Genomic DNA, 26,452 nt, shown 5'->3' on the forward strand with positions numbered 1-26,452 from the left:
GGCCGCTGCCCTACTACCCCTTCTGGGCGGTCGTCCTGATCGCGATCGACGCCTTCGTCATCTGGGCGCTGTGCGCCGGAACGACCAGAAGGGAGGCCTGACGGCCCCGAGAACGGCCGTCCCGGCCCTTGAAGGCGGTCGGCCCGGGCTCCCTGGTCCCTCCGGGGAGCCGGGCCGGTCGCTGGGCGGTCACTGCCGCGTCCGGCCGTCGACCGACCGGAGGAGGGACCGGCGGCCACGGGGCATCCTCTGGCGGGCCGCCCACGGCCGCCGGTCCCCGAACGGTCCCGCCAGGACGCGGTCGGCCGGGCACGGGCAGCCCGGTCAGGAGTTGAGTATCCGCTGCTTCTGGCCCTCGAACTCGGCTTCGGACAGGACGCCCTGTTCCTTCAACGCGGCGAGGTCCTTGAGCTGGGCGAGCTTCTCCTCCATGGGGGCGGCCGGTGCGGGTTGCGGCATCGGTGCGGGTGAGGGCGGCGGGGCGTAGGCGGGCTGCTGGGCGGCCTCCTGTTGAGCCCACCGGCCGGCCTGCCGTCGGGAGACGCGGTTGGACACGGCCGTGGCGGTTCCCGAGATCACTGCGGTGCGGGCGACGCCTCGAAGCAGACCTGCCATGGGTCTCGGCCTCCGATCTGTGATGTGCACGGTGGATGGGTGGCCCGAGCCGATCGGACCGATCACTGCCCGGCCACTGCTCAGGCCCGGGCCTCCGCCGCTTCGAGGGCGTGGAGGACGTCGTCGAGCGGGATGCGTCCGCTGGCGACCAGCCTGGCACCGTTCCGGCGCAGGGCGCTCGCGAACGGTGCGGCCCACAGGTTCTCGTACACCAGGACCCCGGCGGAGGAGCCCGGTTCAAGGGCGGAACCTGCCTCGTTGATGTCGTCGTCGCCGAGGAGGCCGGAGGAGGCCCCCTTGAACACGTCGAGGTCGAGCCGGCCGTCCCGGTCGATGTCGGAGATGTCGACACCGACCACCGAACCGTCGGCCCGCCTGGTGATGAACAGGAGATCGAGGATGCGGATGATGCCTCGGTCCACCAGATCGAGCAGCAACGGCAGGCCCTCGCCTCTCATGCCCACTTGAGGGAACTCGACGACCAGGTAGTCGACGGGGCCCATCTCGGGGACGTCGATGTCGTCGGTCATGGTGGCCTCCTTACTCGGGGACGGGAGGACGGGCGTCTGGGCTTAGCCCCCCGATTGCCCCTTCTCCGATTGTCTGCCGCATCGTCCGCCACGGCCCGGCGAGTGGCTCGCCGGGCGGCGCGGGATGCGCCCGCCCGCGACACGGCCGAGCATGGAGAGGTGCAAACACTCCTTTCGGGCGATGCGTGAGGAGGCCCGAGATGACGGACGGACCGACACCGGGCGACGGGGCAGAACACTCCCCGGCGCTTCTCACGACGCGTGAACGCGCCGACCGGGGCCGTGCGGCCCGGAGGAAGTCGCCCCGGTCCGCGCACGGCGACTTCGCGCCACGCCGGGACCGCCCCGATCCCATCGACCTCATCGAGGCGCAGTCCGCCTCACGGGTCCGGGAACTGGTACCGGTGCGCTACGGCCGGATGTCGGAATCACCGTTCCGCTTCTACCGGGGTGCCGCGACGATCATGGCGGCCGACCTCTCCGGCACGCCCACCTCGGGCATTCGGGCCCAGCTCTGCGGTGACGCACACCTGCTGAACTTCCGTCTGCTCGCCTCGCCCGAGCGGCACCTGCTGTTCGACATCAACGACTTCGACGAAACGCTGCCGGGGCCGTGGGAGTGGGACGTGAAGCGTCTCGCAGCCAGCCTCGTCATCGCCGGACGCGAGAACGGCTTCGACGACGAGGACAGCGAGGCGGCGGTCCGGTCCTGCGTGCGGTCCTACCGGGAGGCGATGCGCGCCTTCGCCGGGATGGGCCACCTCGACGTCTGGTACGCCAAGGCCGACGCGTACCAGGTGCAGGCGGCCGTCTCGGGCCGACTGCACAAGGGCACCCGGAAACGGCTCTCCGCCAACCTGGCCAAGGCCCGTACCCGCGACAGCCTGCAAGCCTTCGAGAACCTCACCCGCGAGGTGGACGGAGAGCGGCGCATCGCCCCCGATCCTCCGCTGATCACGCCCGTCTCGGACCTCCTCCCGGATCGCGAACGCCTAGCGCTGGAAGAGGAGATCCACCACCTGATCGAGGGTTACGGCCGGAGCCTGTCCGCGGACCGGCGCAGCCTGCTCCGGAAGTTCACCGTCGTGGACATGGCCCGCAAGGTCGTCGGGGTCGGCAGCGTCGGCACCCGCTGCTGGATCGTGCTGCTGCTGGGCAGGGACGACCGGGACCCACTGTTCCTCCAGGCGAAGGAGGCCCAGCAGTCCGTGCTGGCCGCCCACGTGGGGCGCAGCGGGTTCGCCTCCGAGGGCGAACGGGTCGTGACTGGGCAGCGCTTGATGCAGGCGGCCAGCGACATCTTCCTCGGCTGGCAGCACGTCGAGGGGATCGATGGTCGCGAACGGGACTTCTACGTCCGACAGTTGCGCGACTGGAAGGGGATCGCGCAGCCCGGCCTGATGTCGCCGGACGAGTTGGACGAGTTCGGCCGGCTGTGCGGATGGACCCTGGCCCGCGCCCACGCCCGATCGGGGGACCGGGTCGCGATCGCCGCGTACCTGGGCCGGAGCGACGTCTTCGACCGGGCCCTGGCCCGCTTCGCGGTCGCCTACGCCGACCAGAACGAACGCGACCACCGGGCGCTGCTCGACGCGGTCGGCGCCGGACGGGTCACCGCTCGTTCGGACGTCTGACGCGAAGGCCCACGCCGCCTCGACGAACTCACGATGCTGCTCGCGGCCCTGAGCGGGTCCGCGCCGACTCGCGTCGCCTCACCCCGGACGCCGGTGCGCGTCGGGCTGGTGGTGATGCTGGTCGCGATCGTCTGGCTGCTCGCCGGCATCAAGCCGAAGATCGACACCCTGTCGTTCGCCCTGGCGATGGCAGTCCTCGGGCTGGGGACGGGGCTGCTCGCGTCCCAGCTCGGCAACGTGGTGCGGTCCAGCGTCGGCGAGTCAACTGGACGGTCTCAAGATCGCGATCCTCACCACCGGGGGCATCACCGTCGCGGGGTTCGCCTTCGCCCGTCACCTCCCCGCCGAGCGCCTGGTGACGAAGGCCTGACCTCGACCCCGGGGGGCCGGATCCGGACGCGGCGCCGGAGACCGCGCGCTCCGGGACCCGCCCGGGAGTCGGTGTCACCCCCGGCGCCGACTGCGGCGCCCGAGTTCGTGCCATGCCGACTGCCAGCGTTGGCGGGCCTGGGCGATCACGTTGTCCCACTCGCGCCGGACCTCGTCGTCCGGAGGTCGCCGGCCGTACCGAATCCGGTCGAGTTCATCGACCACCTCCCGACCCACTGCGGCCGAGCCCACCAGGGCGAGCATGGCGCCGAACAGGGCGGAGATCATGGCGAAGACCGCGCCCACGGGCCCGTAGCGGGTGGCGTAGGAGCTGAACAGGTGCGGCAGGTAGACGGTCGCGCCCACGGCGTACGCGGCGGCCAGGACGGCTCCGAGGACGGCGAAGGGGAACAGGGATTGCGGGCCCAGGCGCTTCGCCGACAGGATCCGGCCGCTCCAGAGCAGGAAGGCCGCCGTGACCGGCACCTCGCACAGGGTCGCGGCGAGGTCCAGCCGTCCGCGCGGGAGCGCCGCGTGGAGCCAGCCGGTGACCGCCAGGTAGACGGCCAGGCCGGCCACCCACCGCAGCTCGTTGGCCGTGTTGCGCACACTCAGCGGCGACAGCTCCCAGGTCTGCTCGACCAGCCGCTGCGCCGCCCGGGCGAAGCTGAGCGTCGAGATCACGAGGAAGACCGCACCGATCACGCCGAGGCCCGGGTTCGAGCCGAGCCCGGAGGAGAACAGGGCCGTGACGGCATCCGCCCCTCCGCCGGTCAGGCCGTAGCGCCGCACCGTCCGTTGTGCCAGGTCCGGCCGGGCCAGACCGCCGAGGACGGACGAGACCAACAGCGCCAACGGGACGAACGCCGAGAGCGCGGTCGAGGCCAGCGCCATCGACCGGTCGAAGCCGACGATCCGCTGGAAACGGCCGACGACGCGCAGTGCGAACGCCGGACGCAGCCAGAACGTCAACGTCCGCCGCAGACGTGCGCGGCCGGTCGGCCCGTCGCGCCGGCTCACGGGATCCGGGGACGTCTCGGGCGTGCCGCCTGCCCGCCGCGCATGCCGGAGCGGACTGGGGATGGGCCCATGGGATCACCGCCTCGTGCAGAGCCGCTGTGCTCCTTCACCGTAAGAGCGGCCCGGCCCACAGGCGCGCCGACCGTCCCGGGCGGCCCGGGCCCGACCGACCGACCGGACGGTGGTCCGGGGTCCGACGAGGCGCATCTCCCGGCCTGCTCGCAGACGCGACACCGTTCGTCTTCCAGGCCAGCCGACGCCAACCGCAGATGTGGCGGACCTGGCCTGGTGGACCAGAGGCCGACGGAACCATCGCTCTCAACCTCCTGGCCACCACGAGCCCTCCAGCCGGGCCGGGAGCACAGGGAACCTTCGGATTCTTGGATCCGATGTGGACCGTGCGCGCCTGACCGTCCCGACCTCTCAGGACACGGACCAGTCACAGTCCGGGCGTTCACTCACTGAGCGATGCACGGCATCGGTACATTGGCGCGCAAACACCACGTGGGGGAGGCCCAGTGGTCGAGAAGATCGTCGGCGGGCTCATTCTTGCCCTGCTCAGCTACGTAGGCCGTACCCTCTGGCAGAACCGGCGGCACCTGAAGCTGCTGCTCGTCCTTCTCACACCGCGGCGCCGGACACGGGTGTCGGTGGCCGTGCTGTTGCGGCTCCATGAGGAGGACCGCTTCGTCCTGTTCGCCACACCCGCCCGCCCTGGCGCCTTCGGCCCGCCGGGGGGAGTGGTGAAGTACCGTGAAACAGCCCGTTCCGCCCTGGAGCGGCTGGGCTTCGAACCCGAACAGCGTGGCCGTGCCGGGATGCGGCTCGATCTGCGGGGCTTCCTTTCCGGCAGCGGGGTCCTCGCGTTCGCGCGCTGGCTGCACCGCGGGGACGGCCGGGAGCCGGCGACCGAGTGCCTGCGGCGTGAACTCGTCGAGGAACTAGGCGAGGTCGGGCACGAGGAGCTTACGGATCTCGCCAAGGCCGTGGCGTTCCAGCACGTCCGGCGCGTCATCGACGGCCCCATGAGGGTGCCGGGAGAGGCATATCGACAGCTTCGGTTCTTGGAGGTGTACGACCTCCTGACGGACCGTCCTGAGGCCGAGGAACTGCGTTCCGCACTGATCACCCTCGCGAACGAGCAGACAGAGGCGGGGGTCATCTGTGCCACCCGCAAAGAGATAGCACTCGGCCGCGCCGGAGCCCATGTGGTGCTGCCGCAGTCCGCCTTTCTGGTCGGCGACCGGCGCTACCGCGAGGACCTCCACCCCGCGAGCTGACCTCGGGGCGTCTTCGTCCGAACCGATGGCGGTGGCTCCGCGGCTCTGCCGGGATATCGCGACCAGGCCGCGTTGTGCATCAACAAGCCTTGTACATGAAGTACTTGAGGAGGCATCAGTGGGCAGCGGTGTGACCACGGAAATTCTCCTGCACTCAACGGACGTACTGGAACGGGCGCTGGACGACGCGATCCAGGCGGTGCCGTCGCGGGAGGCGCGCCTCCGCAAGGCCCGCGAGGGTCTGCTCAGGACGCGGGAGCAACTCGCAAACGGATACCCGTACGTTCCCGGGTACCGCATCGCGAACGGTGCGTCGACCGTGGCCGAGTGCTACATGCAGGCGGATGTCGCACGGGCGCGCGAGTTACTGGAACTCGCCGTCTTTCTCCTGGAGTCCGAGCGGAACGACGACGGCAGGTACACGCCGACGATCGAGCACTGCCGAGAGCGGCTGGAACAGCTCGGTCCGGCAGTTGTCCGGACGACGGACACAGGACCGGCGCCGAGCCCCGGAGCGGGTTTCGGTCCGGCCTCCGCTGGCCGGCCGCAGCAGCAGGCCCCGGCGGCTGCGGGCACCGGAGGCGGCCCCGCCGTGGCGGTCGCGGCTGTCGCGGCGGCCGTCGCCCCGGCGCCGGCATCCGAAGGCGGCGCCGCGCCTGCGGCGACGGTGAACGCCGTGGCCGCCGGGAGCGGCGTCGCGGTCTCGGCGGCTGCCGAGGGCGAGACGGCCACCGTCGGCGTCCCGGGCTCCCGGTTCCCCTCGCAGATGAACCCGACCCGGAACTGGGACACGGTCGTCGGCGACTGGCGGTCCGCTGAGCCCGACGAGGACACGGTCCGGCAACTGGCGGCGGAGCTGGGAGCACGCATCACCGAGCTGTTCGGAAGACATGCCCCCATCCCCTCCGAGTCGCTCCTCCCGATCCTTGACGAGGACCTGCAGGAGCTGCCCGGCCTTCTCGCCTCCGTCTCCGTGCCCGGTGATGACGCCCAGGCGCTTCACCAGCGGGCCAAGGACGCGCGCAGCACCTGCCGTTCGGAGATGCTGTCGTATGCCAAGGGCGACACCGTGGTCGACGTCCGGGCGCTGCGTCGGCACTGGCTGGCCAGCGCGCTCTGGAACTACGCCGTGGAGGGCCACTGGCACTCCAGCGGCTACCAGACCCTCGCCGACATCCTCGGCTATCTCCAGCTCATCCAGATCTCCTACCGGTACCACGAGGCCAAGCGTGAACAACTGCTGGACGTCACCGAGACGGCGGTGCTGTTGGCGCTCGGCGAGCTGCGCGACCCCGAGTTGAACCGCGTACCGCACGTCTACGGCTGGCTGCGGCACGCCATCGGCATCCATCTCCTCGTGGGCGGCCCTGACCCGACCGCTCCCAAGGAGCTGCGCTTCAACGAGCTGGTCCAGGATCCCAGGTTCGCCGACCGGCACATCTATGCCGAGTTCTGGGCGACCCGAGTCCTCAACCGCTGGACCGAGGAGAACCGGCACCGCAGCAGCGTTGCGCTCACCCTGCTCAAGCTGTCCAGCTGGAAGGCTGACCAACTGGACCGCCTGCTCGACCTGCTGTACTCCTCCACGGGCTACTACGGTGACACCGGGACCCCGGAGGAGCGGCAGGAGGCACTCGCCTTCTGGCGCAAGGCGGGCCGGGACATGCTGGCCACGATCCGGATGGTGCGGGTCGCCAGGAACCCTTGGGAGCCCGGTGCCGCCACGACCGCCGGCCTCCTGTCCATGGGGGACCAGGACGCGTCCGTACAGGTCTCGAACCGACTGCTCCAGGGCATCGCAGCTGAGCTGGCTCCGGGCCCGCAGGGGACCATGGTCCAGGGCGCGCTGTTCGCCGGACGGCCCGTGCCGACCTTCCTCGCCCTCGACAGCTTCGGCCCGGTCGGTGTGCTGAAGATCGACGAAGTGGCCAAGGTGCGCAGGGAGAAGGAGAACTTCGACCGGTTCGCGGAAGCCTATCTGCGGCCGGTCTACCGGGCGAGCAAGTGTGCCGTGGGCAGCACCACCATCGCCAACAGCAGCAATGGCGATCTCTACCAAGGCATCTTCACGTCCTATGTCTTCCGGCACCGCGACGAACCGAAGACACTGCGGGACTGGGTGCGCACTGCGGACCCGGACGCGCTCCAGCCGGTCATCGAGGAAGTCTTCATGGACGCGCTCGGCCCGTGGCTCAGCCAGGCCCAGCGGACCATCGGCGATCTGCGGGGGGAGTATCCGGCTCTGCGTCCGGTCACTTTCGAGCTGACCAGCTACGCGCCGGGCAAGAACGCGGAGTCCGAGCTGGCACACTTCCGGCTGCCCGAGGTCGCCGACATCTTCGGCATCGACGGCGGACTGCCCTGGCAGCACCGCAGACTCGGGTATCTGCTGGAGAACTCCGCACTCGGGTCCAGCCCATTCGCCGCCGACCCGGGCTACGGGTCCGTCACGAACCCGCTGTGGCTGGTCGCCCACATGGCAGAGATCGGCGAGCGGGACGCCGGGACCGACGCCCTTTTCGAACGGCTCCTGTACGACCGGCATTACGGCGTCACGACTGCCTCCTACCTGACCTGTGTCTGCCACGGCGACCTGCACGGCGAGAACGTCCTGGCCAGCGGACCGGACAACCGACGTCCCGATCTCTACGTCATCGACTTCGAGACCACCCACCAGGGCCACATCTGCAAGGACTTCGCCCGCCTCGAATCCGCTCTGTGGTCAAGGACGTTCTCCTGGAGCCACGAGCAACTCCTCCAGGTGCGTTCCTGGTTCGTCGGATCGCTGAACGGCACGGCCATGTGGGAACCGGACATTCCGGGGGACGCGGACCCGGACGTGCGGCGGGTGCTGCTGTGCATCGCGAAGCTGCGCGCCATCCTCAAAGGCTGCGAGCAGAAGAACTGGCCCTTCGGCGAGGCCGAGTACCAGTGGGCCCTGCTGGCGTCCCTGCTGCCGTTCGCCCGTTACCGCGACCACGAAGACCAGGTGAACCGGCACCTGCCCTTCCTGCTGGCGGCGGATGTCGCCGATGTACTGGTGAACCATGCCGAAGGCGCGGCCTCCGGCGGCTAGCTGCACTGGCGACCAGAAGAGCCCGTGTCGGGGGCAGCCCCTCACGAGGTCGGATCTCGTGTCCTCCGCCTTCACGAAGGCCCCGACCCCCAGGAAACGCCGTTCGCCGGGCGGGGCCTTCGTCGTTTTCCGGGGTGGCGGGGAGGCGGATGATGGGGGGGAACCGACGTGAGGGGCGATGTGGTGAGTGGGAGTGGGACCGGTGGGGCCGCCGGGGCCGTGGCGGCTGCGGGTCGGGGTGGGGGCGGCGGGGCGGCCGGGGATGCGGGTGGGGGTGTGCGGCGGCGGGGCGGGGTGCGGCGGCTGGCCGTGCTGGTGGTCGTCCTGGTGGTGTTGTGCCTGCCGCCGTGGTGGACGCTGTTCGCCGGGGCCGGCTGGCCGTTCCCGGTGGTGCTGGGCGGCACGGTCGTGCTGGTGGCCTGGATGGTGGCGTTCCCGTTCCTGATGATCGCGGGGCACGGGCGGCGGCGGCTCGACCGGGCGGCCCGATTCGCGGACACCAGCCTCGGGGTCGTCTGGGTGCTGTTCACCTGGTCGGTGCTGGGTGGGCTGGTGGGGCTGGTGGCGGCCGGGCTCGGCGTCGGGGGCGGCGGCCGGGGCAGGGCGGTCGCGGTGGCCGTGGTGTCGGCCGGGTTGTTGGGCTGGGGGTACCGCGAGGCGATGCGGGTACCCCGGGTGAAGCGGCTGGACGTCCATCTGCCACGGCTCGGTGGCGGACTGGACGGGACCCGGGTCGTGGTGCTGGCCGACACCCACTACGGGCCGATCGACCGGTCGGACTGGTCGGCGCGGGTCGCGGAGGTGGTCAACGGGCTGGACGCGGACGTGGTGGTCCACGCCGGCGACATCGCCGACGGCACCCCGGCCCAGCGCCGGGAGCAGTCGGCGCCGCTCGGGACGGTCCGGTCCCGGCTGGCCAAGGTCTACGTCACGGGGAACCACGAGTACGGCGGGGAGGCGCAGGGCTGGCTGGACCGCATGGCGGAGCTGGGCTGGGAGCCGCTGCACAACCGCCACCTCGTGGTGGAGCGCGACGGGGACTCCCTGGTGCTGGCCGGTGTGGACGACGTGACCGCGGAGCACTCCGGACTGGACGGGCACCGCGCCGACCTGGTGGACGCACTGGCCGGGGCGGATCCGGCACTGCCCGTCCTGCTGGTCGCCCACCAGCCCAAGTACGTCCCCCGGGCCGCGGCGGCCCGCGTTGACCTGCAGATCTCCGGGCACACCCACGGCGGCCAGATCTGGCCGTTCAACTTCCTCGTCCGGATCGACCAGCCGGTGGTGCACGGCCTGAGCCGACACGGGGAGCGGACCCAGCTCTACACCAGTCGGGGCACCGGGTTCTGGGGGCCGCCGTTCCGGGTCTTCGCCCCGAGCGAGATCACCGTCCTCACCCTGCGGGCGGGCACCGGGGTCGTGGGCGCCGGGGTAGCGGGCTCCGCAGCGGTCGGCGGGTAGCGCCGCAACGACGAGGACGCCTGGATCCCGGTCGTCTTCTGCGCCCTGGCCGACGGCAGCCGCTACGCCCGTCTCGGGGTCCGCGCGACCGCCGCGAGTCCGCCGACCGGCGGGTGTCGTACGGGCCCGTACGACACCCGGCCAACGAAGGCCTGGACCGCTGTGCGGTGGTCCGGGCCTTCGGGCTGCCCCAGCGGGACGGGTCATGAAACCGGGAGCGGTCGGGGGCGGGCGCCAAGAGCGCGCGGCTCGCCGAGGACAACCCCGGCATCGCCCCCCTCCCGGCCGCACCCGGGCAGGCCGTCAGCCTGCTGCACGGCGACCCGGACGGGCTCGGTCCGCCCGGCGATCACCGCGCGGTCGGCCGCCCGTTGACCGCCGCGGTCACCCGTATCTCGTGGACGGCGTTGCGGTCCCCGCCGAGCGGCTGGACCCGCCCGGCGGAGTCGGTGGCCCGGCAGCGGACGCGGTGCGGCCCCGGGGCGAGGTCGTACCGGAGCCGGAACCGCTGCCAACTCGGCCCCGGGCCACGCCCGTCCAGCTCGGCGGGCTGCCAGTCGCCGTCGTCCACGGCCACCTCGACGGCCGTCACCTCGGTGGAACTCCAGGCGTACCCGGCCAGTTCGGCGGCTCCGGCCGGCACGGTGGCTCCGTCCCGCGGGCTGAGCAGCTTGCTGCTGACGTCCTTCTCGCGGACCGGCCGGGACTCGCTCTCCCCCGGCAGCACCCGGGTGTACAGCCGGGTGGTGAACAGGTGCTCCGGGCGCTCGGCGGCCAGCACCAGGCGCGTCAGCCACTTGACCGAGTTGGTGCCGAACATCCGCGGCGCCACCGCCCGCACCGGGTGCCCGTGGTCGGGGCGCAGCGCCTCGCCGTTCATCCGGTGCGCGAGGACGACCTCGGCCGATGCCTCCTCCAGCGGTAGGTCCTTGAGGTAGCTCACGCTGCTCTCCCCCGCGAAGTCGCCGCGGTCGGCGCCCTCCAGCCAGACGTGCCGGGCCTCCGGGCGCGGCCCGGCCAGCGCCAGCACCTCGGCGAGCGGGACCCCCTCCCACTCCACGTTGGTCACCGCGCGGGTGGGCACGGTCGGGCGCAGCGGATTGCCGAAGCACTCGTGGACGGCGGTGAACCGGCGCTGCGGGAGGTCTTGGAGGGCCCGGAAGTCCAGCCGCAGCGGCCGCTCCACCAGGCCCTCGACGGTGAGCGTCCAGGTGTCGGCGTCGAGCCCCGCGTACCGGCCGAGGTGGCTGCGGACGAAGACCTCATCGACCGGCGTGAGGAAGACGTCGGGCGTCTCCGGATCCGTCCTGAACATGTGCCACACCCCCGTGTCGAACCAATCGTTGCGTGATCGACGGTACAAGGAGCGACTGACAACCGACCGCCCGGGCCCGTGCCGGGCGCTGGCCGCGCCCCCGCCGGGCGCCGCCCGGGCGCCTGCCGGAGACGAGAACCACCCGGGGTGTCCGATTCGTTCAAGACCTCCGCCCGCGGCCCGCCTACCGTGGCCGTCATGAACAGCACACCCGCACCGCAGATCGCCTTCATCGGTCTCGCCGTCTCCGACATGGCCGCCTCGGTGGCCTTCTACCGGCGGCTGGGGCTCACCTTCCCCGAGGGCTCCGAGCAGCAGCCGCACGTCGAGGCGGAGCTGCCCGGCGGCCTGCTGCTGGTCCTCGACGCCGAGTCGACCATCCGCTCCTTCCACCCCGACTGGCAGCCGCCGACCGGCGGCGCCCGGGCGGCACTGGCCTTCCGTTGCCACAGCCCGGAGCACGTGGACGCGGTGTACCGGGAGCTGACCGCCGCCGGGTACCACGGGGAGCTGAAGCCCTGGGACGCCTTCTGGGGCCAGCGCTACGCCTCGCTGCGCGACCCGGACGGCAACGGGGTCGACCTGCTAGCCCCGCTGTAGTCCGGCCTCACAGCAGCGCCGTCACCGTCGTTCCCGCCAACTCCCGTACGTCACGGGCCAGGTGCGCCTGGTCCGCGTAGCCCGTCCGGGCCGCCGTCTCGCCGAGCGGGACGCCGGAACGGGCCAGCCCGAGGGCGCGCTGCAGTCGCAGGATCCGGGCCAGGGTCTTGGGGCCGTAGCCGAAGGCGGCCAGGGAGCGGCGGTGCAGCTGCCGGGCGCCGAGCCCGACCGCCTCGGCCGTCGCCGCGACGCTCCGCCCGGCGGCGAGCGCGTCGGCCACCGCCCGTACCAGCCGGTCCTCCGGCTGTGCCGCGGCCGCCAGGCGCAGGGCCAGTTGTTCCAGGGCGGCGGCCGGGTCGGGGACGGCGTCGATCCGTTCGGTCAACCGCCGTACCTCACCACCGGGCCGGAGGTCGGCCAACTCGACCCGGCGGTCGCGCAGTTCGTGTGCCGGGAGGCCGAGCAGCGGCGGTCCGGCGCCGGGTCGGAAGCGGACGCCCGCCCACGGCCCGCGCAGTCCCGGTCCGGGCCGGTACGCCCGGGTGTCCGGCCCGGCGACCAGCAGCCGGCCCTCCGTCCACAGCAGGTCCATGCAGCCGTCCGGCAGCACCAGCCCGCCCGTACCCCCGCCAGTACCGCCGCCCGCGCCGCCGTCCGCACCTCCGCCCGCCGGGTCGGCGTCCTTCGTCCACAGCACTGCCCCGGGCAGCCGGGACGGGCGCTCCGCGTACGGGGTGGACATGCTTCGAAGGCTACGCGCCCCCAGGAGCCCGCGGCGGCCCGGACGGCCCGCGGCCCCGGTTGCGAGGGGCAGCCGGGGCCGGTGGGTGGGGGTGCGACCGGGGGCCGACCGCCGGGCGGGGCGATCAGACGCCCGATCCGACGGCGGGCTCGACGGGCTCGGCAACCTCGGCGGGCTCCACCACGGTCTCGGCCGCCTTGCCCCGCATCAGCACCAGGGTGAGCACCGCCGCCACCAGGACGGCGATCCCGCCGACCGTGAAGGTGGTGGAGGTGGCGGTGTTGAAGGCCTCCCGGGCGGCCCGGGCCAGGGCGCCGTCGCTGCTACCGGCCGAGAGGGCGAGCGCGTCGGTGATGGCGTGCCGGGCGGGGGCGGGGGCGTCGGCGGGCATCGCGCCGGTGTAGGTGCCGGAGAGCACGGTGCCGAGGACGGCCACGCCGAGGGCGGCGCCGGACTGCTGGATGGTGTCGTTGAGCGCGGAGCCGACGCCGGCGTGCTCGGCGGGGATGGCGCTCATCAGGGCGTTGGCCGCGGCGGGCATGCCCAGGCCGGAGCCGATGCCGAGCACCAGCATGGCGAGGGCGACCTTGGTGAAGCCGTCGCCGACGGAGAGGGTGGCCAGCAGTCCGAAGCCGCCGGCGATGATCACCATGCCGATCGAGGTGAGCACCCGGGCCGGGAGCTTCTTGCCGAGCGCGGCGCCGATCACGTTGAAGGCGAGCGAGGCGATGGCCAGCGGGATGAAGGCCAGGCCGGTGTCGGTGGGCGAGAACTCCAGCACGAACTGCAGGTACTGGGTGAGCACCAGCATCAGGCCGCCGGTGGCGAAGGTGAGCAGGACGAGGGAGAAGCTGGCGCCGGTGAAGACCCGGTTGCGGAACAGCTTGAGCGGGACCATCGGCGAGTCGGTGCGGACCTGGCGGATGCCGAAGCCGGTGAGTGCGGCGACCGCGACGGCCGTCGCGCCGAGGGTGTTGACGTGGGCGAAGCCGTCCCGCGGCAGGACGATGATCGACCAGACCAGGGCGGTCATGCCCACCATGGAGAGCAGCATGCCGGGCAGGTCGGGCTTGCGCCACGGGCCCTTGGACTCCGGCATCAGCACGATCGCCGCGACGATGGCCACGGCCGCGACCGGCACGTTGAGCAGGAACACCGCGCCCCACCAGAAGTGGGCGATCAGCGCGCCGCCCAGCACCGGGCCGCCGACCAGGCCGATCATGGCCACCGCGCTCCAGGCGGCGATCGCCTTGGGCCGCTCCTCGTCGTCGAAGACGGTGATCAGGATGGACAGGGTGCTCGGCATGACCAGGGCGCCGCCGACGCCCATCAGCACCCGGCCGGCGATCAGTTCACCGGGGCTGGAGGCGACCGCCGCGACCAGTGAGGCGGCGCCGAACAGCACCAGTCCGATGATCATCACTTTTCGCCGCCCGAACCGGTCGGAGAGGCTTCCCGAGGTCAGCAGCAGTCCGGCGAAGACCAGGATGTACGAGTCGATGATCCACTGGATGTCCTGCGCCCCGGCCCCGAGGTCCTCCGCGATCGGCGGGATGGAGACCGTGAGCACCATGTTGTCGATCACCAGCACCAGGCTGCTGAGGCAGAGCACGACCAGGATGAGCCAGCGGCGCGGGTGACGATCCGTCTGACGGTCCACCACGATCCCCCTTCGGTTCGGCGCGTCGGCCGCAGCCCCGCGCACGTCCTCGCGTCGGCGGAAGGCCGCGCGGAAGTCCTCGCGGCGCACACCGTCCACCCGTCCCCGACCGAACGGTGTGCGCTACGCCGAACACTGTACGGACACCGAACACCGTGCGCAAGGCCGTACGGCGTGCGCATGGCCGTACGGCGTGCGGGTGGCCGTACGGTGTGCGGTGGTGGGGCCTATGCTGGACGGACCGCCCCCGACCAGGGGGCACGTGGAATGGAGGGCCAGATGACGGCCAAGTCGGAGGACGACACCCCGCCGGAGCGCCGGGCCGGCACACAGCCGGACTTCCCCTCGCCGTGGAACCGTCCACAGAAACGGCGGACCCAGCCCGCCCTCAGCCGCGAGCAGATCGTCGCCGAGGCCGTCGCCCTGCTGGACTCCGACGGCATCGAGGCACTGAGCATGCGCAAGCTCGGCGCCCGCCTCAACGCCGGCGCCACCTCGCTCTACACTCACGTCGCCAACAAGGACGAACTGCTCGCCCTGGTGGTCGACCACATCTTCGGCGGCCTTCCGCTCGCCCGGGCCGAGGGCGCCGAGGACCCGAAGGTCTGGCGCGCGGCCGTCATCGAGAGCACCGAGGCCATGCGCGCCGCCGTGGTGCGCCACCCGTGGATGGTCTCGGTGATCGGCGACGTGGGCATGGTCTACCTCGGCCCCAACTGGATGCGGCTCTCCGAGGCCCTGCTGGTCCTGATGGAGGCGGCCGGCTTCGAACTCGGCGAGGCCAACGACGTGATGGGCATCATCATGGGCTACACCATCGGCACCGCCACGGTGGAGGCCGCCTGGCTGAGCGCGCTGACCAAGAGCGGCCAGGACGAACAGGAGTTCATGGACCGGCTGCTGCCCGCCGTCACCGAGGCCACCCGGTCGCACCCGCGACTGCACGCCCTGTACACCACCCAGGTGCCGGATGAGGTCGAGGCCGGCCGGGACAGCAGCTTCCGACGCGGCATCGACCTCATCCTGGACGGGATCGAGGCGCGGCGGTCCAGGACCTGAGCCCGCCCCCGCCGCCGACCGTCAACTCCCGCTCAGCGCCTGGACGTCGGCATAGCCGGGCACCGGCCCGCCCGGCCCGCCCGAGGCGACGGCGGCCGCCGTCGCCACCGCCGCCGCCAGCGCGGAGCGGTACAGCAGCGAGCCCAGGCTGACCCGGGCGACCCCGAGCCCGGCCAGCTCGGCGAGGCCCGGGCCGGTCGGCGTCCAGAGGACGTTGAGCGGGAGGGGCGATCGCCCGGCCAGCCGGGCGATCGCCGCCGACTCACTCAGCCCCGGCACGAACACCCCGTCCGCCCCCGCCTTCTGATAGACCGTCAGTCGTCGCTCGGTCTCCGGCTCGGGGTCCTGACACCCGCACCAGTAGGTGTCGGTACGGGCGTTGACGAACAGCTCCGGAACGGCCGCCTTCACCGCCGCGACCTTCGCCGCGTGCAGCCCGGACGGCGCCAGGGTACCGTCCGGCCGGCCGTCCTCCAGGTTGATGCCGACCGCCCCGGCCTGCGCCAACTCGACGGCCAGCGCAGCCACTTCGGCCGGATCGTCGCTGAACCCGGACTCCACGTCGACGCTCAGCAGGAAGTCGTCCCGGCCCAGCCGGCGGGCCAGCCGTACGGTCTCCGCCCGGGTGGCGGCGGCTCCGTCGGGCAACCCGGCGGCGGCCGCCACGCCCAGGCTGGTGGTACCGATCGCCGGGTGGCCGGCCGCGGCGAGGGCGGCGGCCGAGGCGTGGTCCCAGGCGTTCGGGAGCAGCAGCGGACGGCCGGGGCGATGGTGCAGGGCGGCGAACGCGGTCGTCGGGGCGGGGGTGGTGGTCATCGCGACTGCTCCTCGCTCGTGACGGCGCCGCTGGTGCCACCCGCAGTGGGACCCGTGACGGCACCCGGGGCGGAGCCCACCGAGTCCGCGTAGTAGGCGGCGGTCCTGGCGACGTGGCAGACGATCTGCCGGAAGCTCCAGCCCTCCCCCGGCGAGTCGTCCAACTGCCGCTCCGGAAGTGCCGCGACCCGCTGGGCCCAGATCCGCCCCAGCCGGGTCAGCCGGCTGCGGGCCTCGTCCAGGTCGGCGGCGGTGAACGGCGCCAGGTCGGCCGGGGTGGTGACGTTGGAGGCGTGCCAGTGGTCGGCGGCGGCCGGTTCGCCGGCCAGCCGGGCCTCCACCTCGGCCAGGTGGTCCAGGAGGTGGTCGGTGACCCGGCGCACCACCTTGTGCGGGGTGTAGGTCCGGTCGTCGGCGTTGACCACCGGTCGCCCGTCCCAGCCCGTCCAGGTGTCCGCCAGGGCGAGCACGTGCGCGACCGCCGCCGGCACCAGCGCGGCGAGTCCGGCCTGGTCGAGGTGGTCCTCGGCGGGCGGCTCGGAGGTGTCCGACCGGTCGGAGGAGCCGTACAGGATGCCCTCGGCGATCACCATCGCCTGCGCGCGGCCCGGGCAGCGCCGGGGCGGGGCGCCGAAGGCCAGCGGCTCGCGCTCCCCGTCCGCGTCCCCGGCCCGGGCGGCGTCCAGGTCGAGCAGCACCTGCGCCCCGGCGGGCACCGTGACCCCGCCGACCACCGTCGCCCGGGCCGCGACCCGGCGCATCGCCCGGACCGGCGGATCGTCCCGCAGCGCGGCGGCCGGCCCGCCGCTGCGCCGGGCGTTCTCGACCAGGGTGGCGGTGGCGTCGCAGGCCTGCACCAGCAGGCCGATCCGGTTCGCCGCCGTCTCGGCGTCCTCGTCGCCCATCGCGGACAACAGCCGGGCCACCGCCGCGTCCGCCTCCGGATCGTCCGGGGCCGGCTCGAAGTACGCCCGGGCCACCAGCTTCACGTCCCGAGCGACGGCCTCCGGATCGGCCAGCCCGAGCATCGTCGCCAGCACCCGCACCACCCGCAGTCGGACGTCCGGCTCGAAGCCGCCGGCGGCCAGGATCCGCAGCTTGACCAGGTCCAGCCGGTCCAGGTCGGCCTGCACCAGTGCCCGCCGCCGGGCGTGCGGCTCGCCCGCGCTGAACCGGGCGACGCCGGCCCGCAGCCAGGCCACCGTGCCGTACGGGCCGGGCGACGCCGGCGGGGGGACGAGGGCCGGGTCGGCCAGGGCCGCGGTCACGTCCTGGTAGCGGGAAAAGGTCAGTTCTCGGGGCGTCGGATCGCTCATGCCGCCATCGTGGACCCCGGTCGTTTCGGCCCCGGCCGAAACGTGTCGGGGCGACCATGGGGGCATGCCCGACCACGAACGCACACCAGTCGATCACCGGGGCTCACGGCTCGCCGCCCTCGCCGCGCTGCTCGCCGACCCCACCCGCGCCGCCTTCTGCTCCGTGCTGCTGGACGGCCGCGCCTGGACGGCGGGCGAGCTGGCCCGGTCGGCGGGCGTCGCGCCGTCGACGGCCAGCGAGCACCTGTCCCGGCTGATCGCGGGCGGACTGCTGACCGAGGAACGGCAGGGGCGGCACCGGTACGTCCGGCTGGCCTCCCCGGCGGTCGCGACCCTGATCGAGGACCTCACGGTATTCGCCGAGGCCGCGGGCGGATCGGCAGGCGGGTCGGCAGGCGGATCCGTGGTCGAGCCCGCCGGTGGAACCGGTGGGCCGGCCCCCCGCAACCTCCGCGAGGCCACCCGGCTGAGCGCCGAGGCCCGCGCCCGCACCTGCTACGACCACCTGGCCGGCCGTCTCGGCGTGGCCGTCGCCGACGCCCTGCTCGACCGCGATCTGGTCACCGACCGGGCCGGGCTCGCCGTCACCGACCGTGGCCACGCCTGGCTGGCCGCCCAGGCCATCGAGCTGCCGCCGCGCTCCGGCCACCCGGGCGGGCGCCCGGTGGTGCGCAGCTGCCTGGACTGGACGGAACGCCGCAGCCACCTCGGCGGCGCGCTGGGCGCCGCGCTCTGCCGGGCCGCGCTGGACCGCGCCTGGGTGGAGCGGATCGGCTCCGGCCGGGCCCTGCGGGTCACCCCGGACGGCGGCCGGGCCCTGCACGAGCTGCTCGGCATCGAGGTGTCCTGAGCGCAGGAGCGTCCTCAGCGCCTCGGGTGCTCGCCGCGCACGCTCACCCCATCGACTTCGCCCCGTCCAGCGCCTCCCGGATGATGTCCGCGTGCCCGGCGTGCTGCGCGGTCTCCGCGATCAGGTGCAGCAGCACCCGCCGGGCCGACCAGCTCGCCCCCGGCTCGAACCAGGGCGCCGCCGGCAGCGGGTGGGCGAGGTCGAGGTCGGGCAGGCTCCGGACCAGCTCGTCGGTGCCGCGCGCCACCGCCTCGTACCCGGCGAGCAGCCCGGCCAGGGTCTCGCCGTCCGCCATCCGGAACTGGGCCGCCCAGTCCCCGCCGTCCCCGCCGTCTCCGCCGCGCATCGCCTCCGCGCCACCGGTGATGAACCGCGCCCAGCGCGCCTCGACCGCCGCGACGTGCTTGACCAGCCCGCCCAGGCACAGCTCGCTGACCGTGGTGCGCCGGGCCGCCTGCTCGTCGCCGAGGTCCCGGACGGTGCGGCGCAGCAGGCCGCGGTGCTTGTCCAGGGTTTCGACGAGTTCCTCGCGCTCGCCCATCAGACGTCCACCGTCGGCGGCCGCCCGCCCACCGTCCGGCCCAGGTCGATCAGCCCGAAGGCCGCGCCCTGCTGGTCGCCGACCGCCGCGAACCGCCCGAACGGGCTGTCCATCGGCCCGAAGTACACCTTGCCGCCGCGCGCCGTCAGCCGCCCGATCGCGGCGTCGGTGTCGTCCACCGCGAAGTAGACGCTCACGTACGAGGGCGCCTGCGGCGGCAGGAAGTCGCCCTCCGCGCCCATCCGGCCCAGCACCGGCTCGCCGCCGACCAGGAACATCCGGTAGTCGAACTGCTCGGAGTCCATCTTCCGCACCCCGTACGGGAAGACCACCGGGAAGAAGGCGTCGGCCTTCCCGGGCTCGCGGGTGATGATCTCGGCCCAGCTGTACGCGCCGGGCGCGCTCTGCTTCTCGAAGCCCTCGTGGATCCCGGCCTGCCAGACGCCGAACGCCACCCCGGCCGGGTCCTTGGCGATCACCATGGTGCCGAGGTCGCCGACCTGCATCGGGCCCATCACCACCTCGCCGCCGTTGGTCCGGATCCGCTCGGCGGTCGCGGCGGCGTCCGGCGAGGCCAGGTAGAGGCACCAGGCGGACTGTGCCTCGGACCCCGGCATCGGCGGCACGATCGCGGCCACCGCCTTGCCGTCCGAGTACGCCTGGGTGTAGTTGCCGAACTCCGACGAGCTCTCGCCGAAGGTCCAACCGAGGACGTCGCCGTAGAAGTCCTTGGCGCCCTCCAGGTCGGTGAACATCGCGTCGGCCCAGCAGGGTGTGCCCTCAGGTAGCGCAGCCATCTCTCAGCCCTCGTGTCCGGCGGTGCGGGCGCGCACCGGACGGCACGCGCGGTCCCCGACTCGCCAGCCTAACCACGACCCGGCGCACCCGCGCGGGCTGAACCGCGCGGGTGCGCCGGGGACCGGAGGGGCTTCGGGGGCCGAGGGGCGCCCGGTCAGTTCGCCGGTACGGCGCCGGCCCACGGCGGGCGCAGCGAGCTGGTGCCCAGGCCGGTCGGACCGATCGGCACGGCGGCTCCGGCCGCCTCGACCACCGCCGAGGCCCGGGCCCGGACCGCGCCCGCGAGGTCCCGTTCGGCGCCGAAGTGCCGCTCCAGGTCCGCCGTACGGTACCGGCGGCACTCCCGGTGCCAGTTCAGCACGCCGGCGAGCCAGTTCTCCAGCTCCACCACGTACCCGCCGAGCAGCCCCCGGGCCTCCGCGGTCAGCCCGAAGTCCTCGTACAGCACCGGGAGTTCCTTCTCCGCGACGTGCTGGAACTGCTCCAGCCGCGAGTGCATCAGGTCGTCGACGATCCGGACCGCCGACGGGTAGTCGCAGTCGAAGAAGTTCTGCACCACCAGCACGATGTTGTGCAGCTCACCCTCGTACTCGACCTCCTTCTGGTACGAGATCAGGTCGTTGATCATGCAGCCGTAGTCCATCGCCGCGTTCTCCAGCGCGCGCATCGAGCCGTGCCGGTAGACCTCCTCCGGTACCGTCCGGCCGTGGCCGAGGCGGGCGAGCAGCGTGGTGAGCTCGGAGCCGAAGGTGGAGCGGCGCATCTCCAGGTAGTCCACCGGGTCCGGGACGCGGTTCTGGATCTGGTTGGCGAGCTCCCAGATCCAGCTCGCCGTCATCACCTCGATCGCCTCCCGCAGCCGGCCCCGGGCCTCGACGGTCATCGGGCCGGCGGTGCGCTCCCAGATGTCGGCGAGGGAGCGCTCCAGCGGGTGGGCGGACTCGGGTGCGGGGGTGCCGTCCAGCGGCATGAACAGTGACAGCCGCGCGTTGGCGGCCTTGGCGCCGGCGAGGTCGCGGGTGCGGCCGAAGACCACCGGGTAGTAGTCGTCGGCCCAGGTGCCCCAGGCCAACCAGGCCGAGGCGATGTCGAGTTGCTCGGCGGTGGCGTCCGGATGGAGGCCGGCCGCACAGAGCGCGAGGTCGTAGTCGCGCATCGACTCGGCGTCCCAGAGACCGGATCCGGGCACGTCGGGGTGAGCGTCCAACAGCCCCACCCGCTCGGCCCACTCGACCACCCGCTCCCGCGCGCCGTCCAGGTGCGGGCTCAGGGTGAGTGCGAACGGCAGGCGGAACTCCGGCAGTTGGGACGGCCCGACGGACTGGAACGGCACGTGCCCGTGGGCACGCGCCCGCCGTACGGCCGGCGCCCCGGCGGTCTCAGCACCCTTGCGCAGGATGTCCAGCGCCGAGGTCCCGATCCCGCCGATCGCGTACCGGTCCCACCAGTTGCCGGCCCCGGACGGGCCCGGAAGTCCCGGCATCCCCGGGAGTCCCGAGTGCCCGGTCAGCCCGGCACCGCCCGTCCCCGGCGGCACCGCACCGGCCGAACCCGCCGCCGCACCACCGCCGTTCATGTACCGGCTGGACCGCATGTGCCACTCGTGCCCGCCGGACTGCCAGTCCTGCAGCCCCTTCACGTACGCCATCACCCGGGCCCGGCCCGCCGGATCGAGCCCGGTCTCCTCGAACAGCACCGGCAGTTCGGTGAACACGGTGTTCTCGAACTGCTGCAGCCGCGAGGTGAGCAGGTCGTTGACCGACTCGGCGGCCTCCTGGGTGGAGCACTCCAGGAAACGCTCCAACACCAGGATTCCGTTGCTCAGTTCGCCCTCGTCCTCGACCTCGCGCTGGTACGAGAAGATGTCGTTGCGCAGGTGCACGGCATCGGAGAAGGCGTCCATCAGCACCCGCAGCGCCCGCGAACCGGACACCTCCCTCGGCACCTCGGCCCCGGCCGCGAACTCCACCAGCTGCGCGGACCACGGCGCGCCGCCGACCTTGCGCCGCATCTCGATGTACTCCACCGGATTGGCGACCCGGCCGGCGTCGATGTTGGCGAGCTCCCACAGCGACTCGTCCAGCAGGTTCCGGGTGCTCTCCGCGAACCGGATCCGCCAGTCCTCCCCCATCGCCGGCACCGTCCGCCGCCACAGGTCGGCCAGCCCGGCCTCGACCGGGTTCTCCGGCTCGGGCACCGGCGTCGCCGGATCGGCGGGCATGAACAGCCGCAGCCGGTCCAGGTGCGCCTTGCCGGCCACCCGGTCGTTGGTGCGCTTGTACATGTCCAGGAAGTGGTCGTCGAAGAAGAACACCCACACGTACCAGTCGGTGACCAGCGACAGCACCTCGGCCGAGGCGTCGGGGTGGGTGTAGGCGCAGAGCAGCCCGTAGTCATGCGCGTCCAGATCGGCCTGGTCCCAGATCCCCGACCCCTCCAACATCCCCATCTCCCGCGCCCAGCCCGAGGAATGGGCCCGCGCCTCCTCCAGATGCGGATTGAGCCGCGCCGGGTGCGGCACGTAGAAGGACGGCAGTTCGAACGGCTGGGTCACGGCGAGCAGGCCTTTCTGGACGCGTCGTTTGTGACCAGAATGACGCGCCTCCATCCCCCCGCACCCCCACAACACCAACAGTCATATGAGATGAACCCACCCACCCGAACCCCCGTCCGAACCCGGGCACCCACCACCAACCCACCTACTGAGAAGCAGACTTCATCCCGCAACAGCGCCGAAGGGGGTACGGGCGTAGGCCCGGACGCGTCCCAGGCACCATCTAGCCCTCCATAGCGGGAGGCCTCCCGTCCGCGGCGAATCCGTTCAGCAACTCGTCGGACTTGGTGAAGCGTGCGCCTGCCCCACTCGCGTTCGGCTGTCCGCCAAGCGCGACCTCCGGAGCCGCCCGCAGGCTCTCGCGAATCAGCCTGGCCTGATCCGGCCGCCCGATCGCATCGGTGAGCTTCGCCACCCGGTGTGCGTAAACCTCCCGCTCGGGAGACCTCTGTTCCAGATCGACGTCGTCCAGCAGTTGGTTCAGCGGCCCGACCACTGGCGGCCCCGTCCTCGGACCGTGCGGCCCACCGGGCCCTTCGGGCCCAGCCGAGCCCGTGGGGTCCTCGTCGTCCTCGTCGTCGCCCTTGTCGTCGGCCCGCCGCCGCCTGGGTGCAACGTCGTCCAGGAACGGTACCCCTTGTGGCTTCGGCCTCGGAGTCAGGTGCTCGTACAGGCTGTCCACCGCCTCGTCGTTGGCCGCCGCCGCGAGCTGCGCAAGCGGACCGATCATGTCGACGGCTTCCCTGATCTTGTCGTCATGCCTGGCCAACCACCAGACGACCGCACTTCCGGGCGAGCTCAGGACGTCGTCACCGAGGTAGGCCCTCCTGTTCTGTTCGTACCGCCGCTCGTGTTCCCAGACCACCTCGGTCTTGCGCACCTCCGAGAGCTTGCCCAACCTGGCCCGGTCGTCCTCCGAAAGCCTGAGCTCGACTCGCCCACCCATGGCTTCCACCAGCCCCGATGAGTCGCAGCTCTGAGTCCCCAGCCAACCGTTCAGCCGGTGCATCACCAGATCGGGCCGCCCAGGGTCTTCTCGCGCGGTTACCTCCTGCGCGCGAGCCAGGACCGTTCCGACCGCGAGACTGGCGGGATCGGCGTGAACCAATCCGGTCGTGTTCGGGAGATGGCGCCACCACACAGTCGCCGAGAAGAGGAAGTCGTAGTCCGGTGCTCCGCTCGGCAACGGCACATCGACGACCCTCGTCTCCTTCCAGGGGAGGTCCTCCGGTTCCGGCTGCGACTGCGACTCCGGGAGCGGTTCCGGATCGGGCTCCGGCTCCGCTAGCCCGTACGGGCTCGGTGCCCGCGCCGACGCCAGCAGAACGGCCAGGACTACGGCGACCAGGGCCGGCACCGCCCAGAGCCAGATCGGCCACCGCGCCGACACTCCGAGCACCACAGTCGCCACCCCTGCGGCAAGGGCCAGCCCCACCATCGGAAGCTTTCCGGTGCCTTTCACAACTCGCTCCCCTCGGCCATCCCTACCAGGGGCTCGATCCCCTGCTTGCGGTCGATCTCCTGGCAGAAGCGCTCCGCGACATCGGCCCGGCTCGGCAACCCCGGCGACTCGTCCGACTCGGCCGCCCAGTTGAGCGCCAACAGGTAGTAGCGGCTGAGCAATCCGACCCCACCCTCGGAGGCGTCGATGAGCATCGCCATCAACCGCTCGCCCCCGTCCCGCTCCCGCCGTGCAGCCGACAGCCATGCTCTGACACCGCTGGCCCATACCTCCTGCGTCGCCACCACCGGCACGCTTCGCCAGCCGCGCACCACCTCCGGCCGCGGCACCCATGTGGGAGGCGACTCCACCAACGCGAGGAAGATCTCGGCGTCCTCCGGCCGGGGCTCCTGTTTCTCCATGCCTTCGCAGACCCGGCCGAGCAGCTTCAGATACAACCGAGGCTCCGACAGGGTCAGTTCAAGGAGTGGACGTCGGGCCTCCAAAGCCCGTCGTGCCAGGTGATGCAGTCGAACCAGCGCCTGCTCAGGGTGGCTCGAAGCCATCACTTCCGAGCAGACCCGGACGAGGACCCGCGCCGTGGCGGGGCCCACGTCTCCCTTGGTGGCCTGGTCGTAGATCCACCCACGAAACGCCGATCCGTGCTGCTCGTGCATGACGCCCTGTTCGAGGATCGTCTGCGCCTCGTTCCCCAAGGTCGGCTCCGCCGCCCATTTGCCGGCGAGTCGCTGCAGCACGTCGATCTCCCCGGTACGCAGGCTCTGCTCGGTGAAGCGGCGGAGGAACCCAGTCCGATCCTGCGGGCCGAGGTACCCACTCTGGGACTGAACCACCTCTGCCACCCAGGCACTGAACTGCCCCCTGAACTCGGGAAAGTAAGTCCAGAAGTGTGACCTGACCGCTGCGCCGTACGACAGCTCCTCGAAACAGATGCGTCCGTCGTCACCCACCTTCGCCGACACTTCCTTCAGCCGCTCGGCCAAGTCGGCCCGCTCGAAGTCCGGCTTCTCATCAGGGGTGTGCCCGACCCGCTTGAGTAGCGCCTCGGCCTGGCGGGACAGCGCCTCGGGGCGGGCCCCTTCAAGCATGGCGGTGGCCAGGAGCAGCGCCCTCTTCCGCCCTGAGCCGAGTTCCGCCACCTTCTTTGCCACCTGGCCGCCCCGCTCGCTCATGGCGGTGAACGCGCTGTGCAGCCAGCCGAGCGCTCCTTCTCCGCCACCCGCCCCGCGCGCCTTCCCGGTTAGCCGCGCAAGCCTCTGGATCTCCCGCATCGCCATCACGGCAAGCTCGTCGGTGTGCTTGAACCGCCGGAGTTCCAGGGGGTCGTACGGCACGCCCTCGGCATCGAGATGGCTGCGCAGCACCGCCATCGCGCGGGGCCGGCCGACATCCTTCATGATCGGATGGAACTGGGACAGGTCCAGATCGTCGATCGCCGCAGGAAGTACCGCCGCAAGCCGGACTTTCAAGCTCTGGGCCCGACCCCACAACTCGTTGAGCAACTGCCAGGCCTCCGACCGGGAGTCCGGTGCGATCGACGACAGGTCGAGCAGCCAAAAGTCGCCCTTGGCCAGGTCGGGACGGTCCTCCGGCTTGTCGGAGAACGGGATCTCGCTCACCTCCCGGTCCCTGCCCGCAACTCTGTGCAGCGCCATCACGGCGGCCGTACGACGCCCGCTGCCGGGCGGCCCCGTTACCAACGCCACCCGACCCGGTTCGGCGAGGCCGTCCTGCAGCTGTCCGAATCCCGGTGGCGGGACGAACCGCGCACTGAGCTCCAGCCGCTGCTCGAGGGCCACCGACCGAGGGTCCGACTTCGGCCTTCGCCCCCAGCCGGTTTCGGCGACAGCGATGATGATCTGGTCGCCGCTGCCGGTGTTGACGTACCCGCTTGCCGCTCCGACCCGGGCTTCGTTCCGGATGTCGGTCACCGCCGCTCCTCGCGGTCGCTCCGTTCGCCGAAGTTGTTGTTCACCGTCCCGCGTTCCACGTAGTTGCTGCCGTCGCCGTGGAACTCCACCCCGCCGTTCCGAACGGTGATGTTCTGCGACCCGCTGCCGGTGTTCACGTGACCGCTGGCGTTGTTGATGAACGTCCCGACGTCCCGTCCCACGTTGCCGATGCCTCCGCTCTGGTCGTGCCGGTAGTCCCGGGCCTGAACCACGCTGCCGTTCACCCGGTCGATCTCGTTGTGGGTCTCAGTGACACCGCCTTCCCTCGCCATCTTTCGCTCCGCCGCCGCGAGTTGGGGCATCGCCTCGGCGAGGTCGTCGCCGAGGCGCCGCAGGCCGGAGTCCGCGTCGCGGTTGTCGAAGCGGCGGTACTGGCAGTCGGCCAGTTCGGCGATCGCCGGCGGGAGGCCGTGCCGGTCGAGCCGAGTCGCTCGGCCGACGAGTACCGGGATGACCAGGGCACCGGTCTCGAAGGCTTCGACGATCTCCCGTCGGGTCCAGTCCGCCGGGTCGTCGAGCGCGCGCTGCCCGTCTGCCGTCCGGGCGTCGGCCCAGTGCGGACCGATGACGGCGATCAGCACACCACAGCGGCGGACGGCGGTCAGCAGCTCCTGTGGGAAGCGCCCGCCGGCCTTGATCGACTTGCTGGCTCGGAACACCCGTTCGGTGCCGAAGCGCCGGGAGAGCTCGCGCTCGATCAGGGTGGCGGTGCTGTCCTCGTCGTTGGTGCGGTAGTTGACGAAGATTTCAGGCATGGCGGATCACCTCTCCGGTGAGTGAGGGTTCGGTGGGGTTCGAGCCG

Annotated in this window: 22 protein-coding genes; 8 read left to right on the forward strand and 14 right to left on the reverse strand. The window is 72.2% G+C overall.

Translation table 11 applies throughout. The features are described 5' to 3' along the window. Positions 1-5 precede the first annotated feature (5 nt). A complete protein-coding gene (locus ACZ7BZ_RS03020; RefSeq protein WP_470357164.1) occupies positions 6-101 on the forward strand; it encodes a DUF7144 family membrane protein in 96 nt (31 codons plus the stop codon). Between the two features lie 223 nt (positions 102-324). On the opposite strand, the gene ACZ7BZ_RS03025 is transcribed toward ACZ7BZ_RS03020, so the two are convergent. Both ACZ7BZ_RS03025 and ACZ7BZ_RS03030 read right to left on the reverse strand, forming a co-directional pair. Further along, positions 325-615 (reverse strand): SHOCT domain-containing protein, encoded by a 291-nt coding sequence (locus ACZ7BZ_RS03025; RefSeq protein WP_470356855.1) that lies wholly within the window; start codon positions 613-615, stop codon positions 325-327. A gap of 80 nt (positions 616-695) precedes the next feature. After that, positions 696-1,145 carry a DUF6325 family protein gene (locus tag ACZ7BZ_RS03030; RefSeq protein ID WP_470356856.1) on the reverse strand — a complete coding sequence of 150 codons (450 nt, stop codon included), beginning with the start codon at positions 1,143-1,145 and terminating at the stop codon, positions 696-698. 200 nt (positions 1,146-1,345) lie between these two features. Between ACZ7BZ_RS03030 and ACZ7BZ_RS03035 the strand changes: the two genes are divergently transcribed. Continuing rightward, a complete protein-coding gene (locus ACZ7BZ_RS03035) occupies positions 1,346-2,779 on the forward strand; it encodes a DUF2252 domain-containing protein (RefSeq protein ID WP_470356857.1) in 1,434 nt (477 codons plus the stop codon). 444 nt (positions 2,780-3,223) lie between these two features. On the opposite strand, the gene ACZ7BZ_RS03040 is transcribed toward ACZ7BZ_RS03035, so the two are convergent. Next, the gene (locus ACZ7BZ_RS03040) at positions 3,224-4,120 is read right to left on the reverse strand and encodes a hypothetical protein (RefSeq protein WP_470356858.1); all 897 of its coding nucleotides are present in this window, start codon (positions 4,118-4,120) and stop codon (positions 3,224-3,226) included. 566 nt (positions 4,121-4,686) lie between these two features. Between ACZ7BZ_RS03040 and ACZ7BZ_RS03045 the strand changes: the two genes are divergently transcribed. The 3 genes from ACZ7BZ_RS03045 to ACZ7BZ_RS03055 all read left to right on the forward strand — a co-directional run bounded on the left by ACZ7BZ_RS03045 (position 4,687) and on the right by ACZ7BZ_RS03055 (position 9,985). Further along, a complete protein-coding gene (locus tag ACZ7BZ_RS03045) occupies positions 4,687-5,448 on the forward strand; it encodes an SMODS-associated NUDIX domain-containing protein (RefSeq protein WP_470356859.1) in 762 nt (253 codons plus the stop codon). A gap of 25 nt (positions 5,449-5,473) precedes the next feature. Then, complete coding sequence (locus ACZ7BZ_RS03050; protein WP_470356860.1) at positions 5,474-8,524, forward strand: phosphotransferase; 3,051 nt, start codon at positions 5,474-5,476, stop codon at positions 8,522-8,524. Between the two features lie 276 nt (positions 8,525-8,800). After that, positions 8,801-9,985, forward strand: a complete 1,185-nt coding sequence (locus tag ACZ7BZ_RS03055; RefSeq protein ID WP_470356861.1) for a metallophosphoesterase — start codon at positions 8,801-8,803, stop codon at positions 9,983-9,985. 349 nt (positions 9,986-10,334) lie between these two features. Here the strand turns inward: ACZ7BZ_RS03055 and ACZ7BZ_RS03060 are convergent, their stop codons facing one another. Further along, on the reverse strand, positions 10,335-11,300 hold the full coding sequence (locus tag ACZ7BZ_RS03060) for a molybdopterin-dependent oxidoreductase (protein WP_470356862.1): 966 nt from the start codon (positions 11,298-11,300) through the stop codon (positions 10,335-10,337). 198 nt (positions 11,301-11,498) lie between these two features. Between ACZ7BZ_RS03060 and ACZ7BZ_RS03065 the strand changes: the two genes are divergently transcribed. After that, entirely contained in the window at positions 11,499-11,900 is a 402-nt protein-coding gene (locus ACZ7BZ_RS03065) for a VOC family protein (protein ID WP_470356863.1), read from the forward strand. Between the two features lie 7 nt (positions 11,901-11,907). Here ACZ7BZ_RS03065 and ACZ7BZ_RS03070 read toward each other — a convergent pair whose 3' ends face one another. After that, positions 11,908-12,642, reverse strand: a complete 735-nt coding sequence (locus ACZ7BZ_RS03070; RefSeq protein WP_470356864.1) for a helix-turn-helix domain-containing protein — start codon at positions 12,640-12,642, stop codon at positions 11,908-11,910. A gap of 124 nt (positions 12,643-12,766) precedes the next feature. Further along, complete coding sequence (locus tag ACZ7BZ_RS03075) at positions 12,767-14,302, reverse strand: MFS transporter (protein WP_470356865.1); 1,536 nt, start codon at positions 14,300-14,302, stop codon at positions 12,767-12,769. A gap of 279 nt (positions 14,303-14,581) precedes the next feature. Between ACZ7BZ_RS03075 and ACZ7BZ_RS03080 the strand changes: the two genes are divergently transcribed. Then, on the forward strand, positions 14,582-15,361 hold the full coding sequence (locus tag ACZ7BZ_RS03080) for a TetR/AcrR family transcriptional regulator (RefSeq protein WP_470356866.1): 780 nt from the start codon (positions 14,582-14,584) through the stop codon (positions 15,359-15,361). Between the two features lie 21 nt (positions 15,362-15,382). Here ACZ7BZ_RS03080 and ACZ7BZ_RS03085 read toward each other — a convergent pair whose 3' ends face one another. Continuing rightward, complete coding sequence (locus ACZ7BZ_RS03085) at positions 15,383-16,177, reverse strand: isocitrate lyase/PEP mutase family protein (RefSeq protein ID WP_470356867.1); 795 nt, start codon at positions 16,175-16,177, stop codon at positions 15,383-15,385. Then, positions 16,174-17,493: a cytochrome P450 family protein gene (locus ACZ7BZ_RS03090; protein WP_470356868.1), complete on the reverse strand. Its 1,320-nt coding sequence runs from the start codon at positions 17,491-17,493 to the stop codon at positions 16,174-16,176. The genes ACZ7BZ_RS03085 and ACZ7BZ_RS03090 overlap by 4 nt, the downstream gene beginning before the upstream one ends. Positions 17,494-17,557: 64 nt before the next feature. On the opposite strand from ACZ7BZ_RS03090, the gene ACZ7BZ_RS03095 reads away from it, so the two are divergent. Then, positions 17,558-18,343 carry an ArsR/SmtB family transcription factor gene (locus tag ACZ7BZ_RS03095; protein WP_470356869.1) on the forward strand — a complete coding sequence of 262 codons (786 nt, stop codon included), beginning with the start codon at positions 17,558-17,560 and terminating at the stop codon, positions 18,341-18,343. A gap of 43 nt (positions 18,344-18,386) precedes the next feature. On the opposite strand, the gene ACZ7BZ_RS03100 is transcribed toward ACZ7BZ_RS03095, so the two are convergent. The 6 genes from ACZ7BZ_RS03100 to ACZ7BZ_RS03125 form a co-directional block, all read right to left on the reverse strand. After that, positions 18,387-18,884 (reverse strand): DinB family protein, encoded by a 498-nt coding sequence (locus tag ACZ7BZ_RS03100; protein ID WP_470356870.1) that lies wholly within the window; start codon positions 18,882-18,884, stop codon positions 18,387-18,389. Further along, complete coding sequence (locus tag ACZ7BZ_RS03105) at positions 18,884-19,681, reverse strand: VOC family protein (protein ID WP_470356871.1); 798 nt, start codon at positions 19,679-19,681, stop codon at positions 18,884-18,886. Before ACZ7BZ_RS03105 ends, ACZ7BZ_RS03100 begins: the two co-directional genes overlap by 1 nt. A 155-nt stretch (positions 19,682-19,836) precedes the next feature. Next, the gene (locus ACZ7BZ_RS03110) at positions 19,837-22,236 is read right to left on the reverse strand and encodes a terpene synthase family protein (protein ID WP_470356872.1); all 2,400 of its coding nucleotides are present in this window, start codon (positions 22,234-22,236) and stop codon (positions 19,837-19,839) included. Positions 22,237-22,459: 223 nt separating this feature from the next. Further along, positions 22,460-23,698, reverse strand: coding sequence for a hypothetical protein (locus tag ACZ7BZ_RS03115; RefSeq protein ID WP_470356873.1), 1,239 nt, complete (start codon positions 23,696-23,698; stop codon positions 22,460-22,462). Next, on the reverse strand, positions 23,695-25,629 hold the full coding sequence (locus ACZ7BZ_RS03120; protein WP_470356874.1) for a hypothetical protein: 1,935 nt from the start codon (positions 25,627-25,629) through the stop codon (positions 23,695-23,697). The genes ACZ7BZ_RS03115 and ACZ7BZ_RS03120 overlap by 4 nt, the downstream gene beginning before the upstream one ends. Then, positions 25,626-26,405: a toll/interleukin-1 receptor domain-containing protein gene (locus tag ACZ7BZ_RS03125; protein ID WP_470356875.1), complete on the reverse strand. Its 780-nt coding sequence runs from the start codon at positions 26,403-26,405 to the stop codon at positions 25,626-25,628. The genes ACZ7BZ_RS03120 and ACZ7BZ_RS03125 overlap by 4 nt, the downstream gene beginning before the upstream one ends. Positions 26,406-26,452 lie beyond the last annotated feature (47 nt).

The organism is Kitasatospora sp. NPDC036934 (assembly GCF_055608425.1).

Coding starts and splice junctions, on each gene's coding strand:
- ACZ7BZ_RS03065 (WP_470356863.1), top strand. CDS start 11,499: ATGAACAGCACACCCGCACCGCAGATCGCCTTCATCGGTCTCGCCGTC.
- ACZ7BZ_RS03050 (WP_470356860.1), top strand. CDS start 5,474: ATGGCGGTGGCTCCGCGGCTCTGCCGGGATATCGCGACCAGGCCGCGT.
- ACZ7BZ_RS03030 (WP_470356856.1), bottom strand. CDS start 1,145: ATGACCGACGACATCGACGTCCCCGAGATGGGCCCCGTCGACTACCTG.
- ACZ7BZ_RS03070 (WP_470356864.1), bottom strand. CDS start 12,642: ATGTCCACCCCGTACGCGGAGCGCCCGTCCCGGCTGCCCGGGGCAGTG.
- ACZ7BZ_RS03080 (WP_470356866.1), top strand. CDS start 14,582: ATGACGGCCAAGTCGGAGGACGACACCCCGCCGGAGCGCCGGGCCGGC.
- ACZ7BZ_RS03125 (WP_470356875.1), bottom strand. CDS start 26,405: ATGCCTGAAATCTTCGTCAACTACCGCACCAACGACGAGGACAGCACC.
- ACZ7BZ_RS03060 (WP_470356862.1), bottom strand. CDS start 11,300: ATGTTCAGGACGGATCCGGAGACGCCCGACGTCTTCCTCACGCCGGTC.
- ACZ7BZ_RS03090 (WP_470356868.1), bottom strand. CDS start 17,493: ATGAGCGATCCGACGCCCCGAGAACTGACCTTTTCCCGCTACCAGGAC.
- ACZ7BZ_RS03095 (WP_470356869.1), top strand. CDS start 17,558: ATGCCCGACCACGAACGCACACCAGTCGATCACCGGGGCTCACGGCTC.
- ACZ7BZ_RS03025 (WP_470356855.1), bottom strand. CDS start 615: ATGGCAGGTCTGCTTCGAGGCGTCGCCCGCACCGCAGTGATCTCGGGA.
- ACZ7BZ_RS03105 (WP_470356871.1), bottom strand. CDS start 19,681: ATGGCTGCGCTACCTGAGGGCACACCCTGCTGGGCCGACGCGATGTTC.
- ACZ7BZ_RS03035 (WP_470356857.1), top strand. CDS start 1,346: ATGACGGACGGACCGACACCGGGCGACGGGGCAGAACACTCCCCGGCG.
- ACZ7BZ_RS03100 (WP_470356870.1), bottom strand. CDS start 18,884: ATGGGCGAGCGCGAGGAACTCGTCGAAACCCTGGACAAGCACCGCGGC.
- ACZ7BZ_RS03085 (WP_470356867.1), bottom strand. CDS start 16,177: ATGACCACCACCCCCGCCCCGACGACCGCGTTCGCCGCCCTGCACCAT.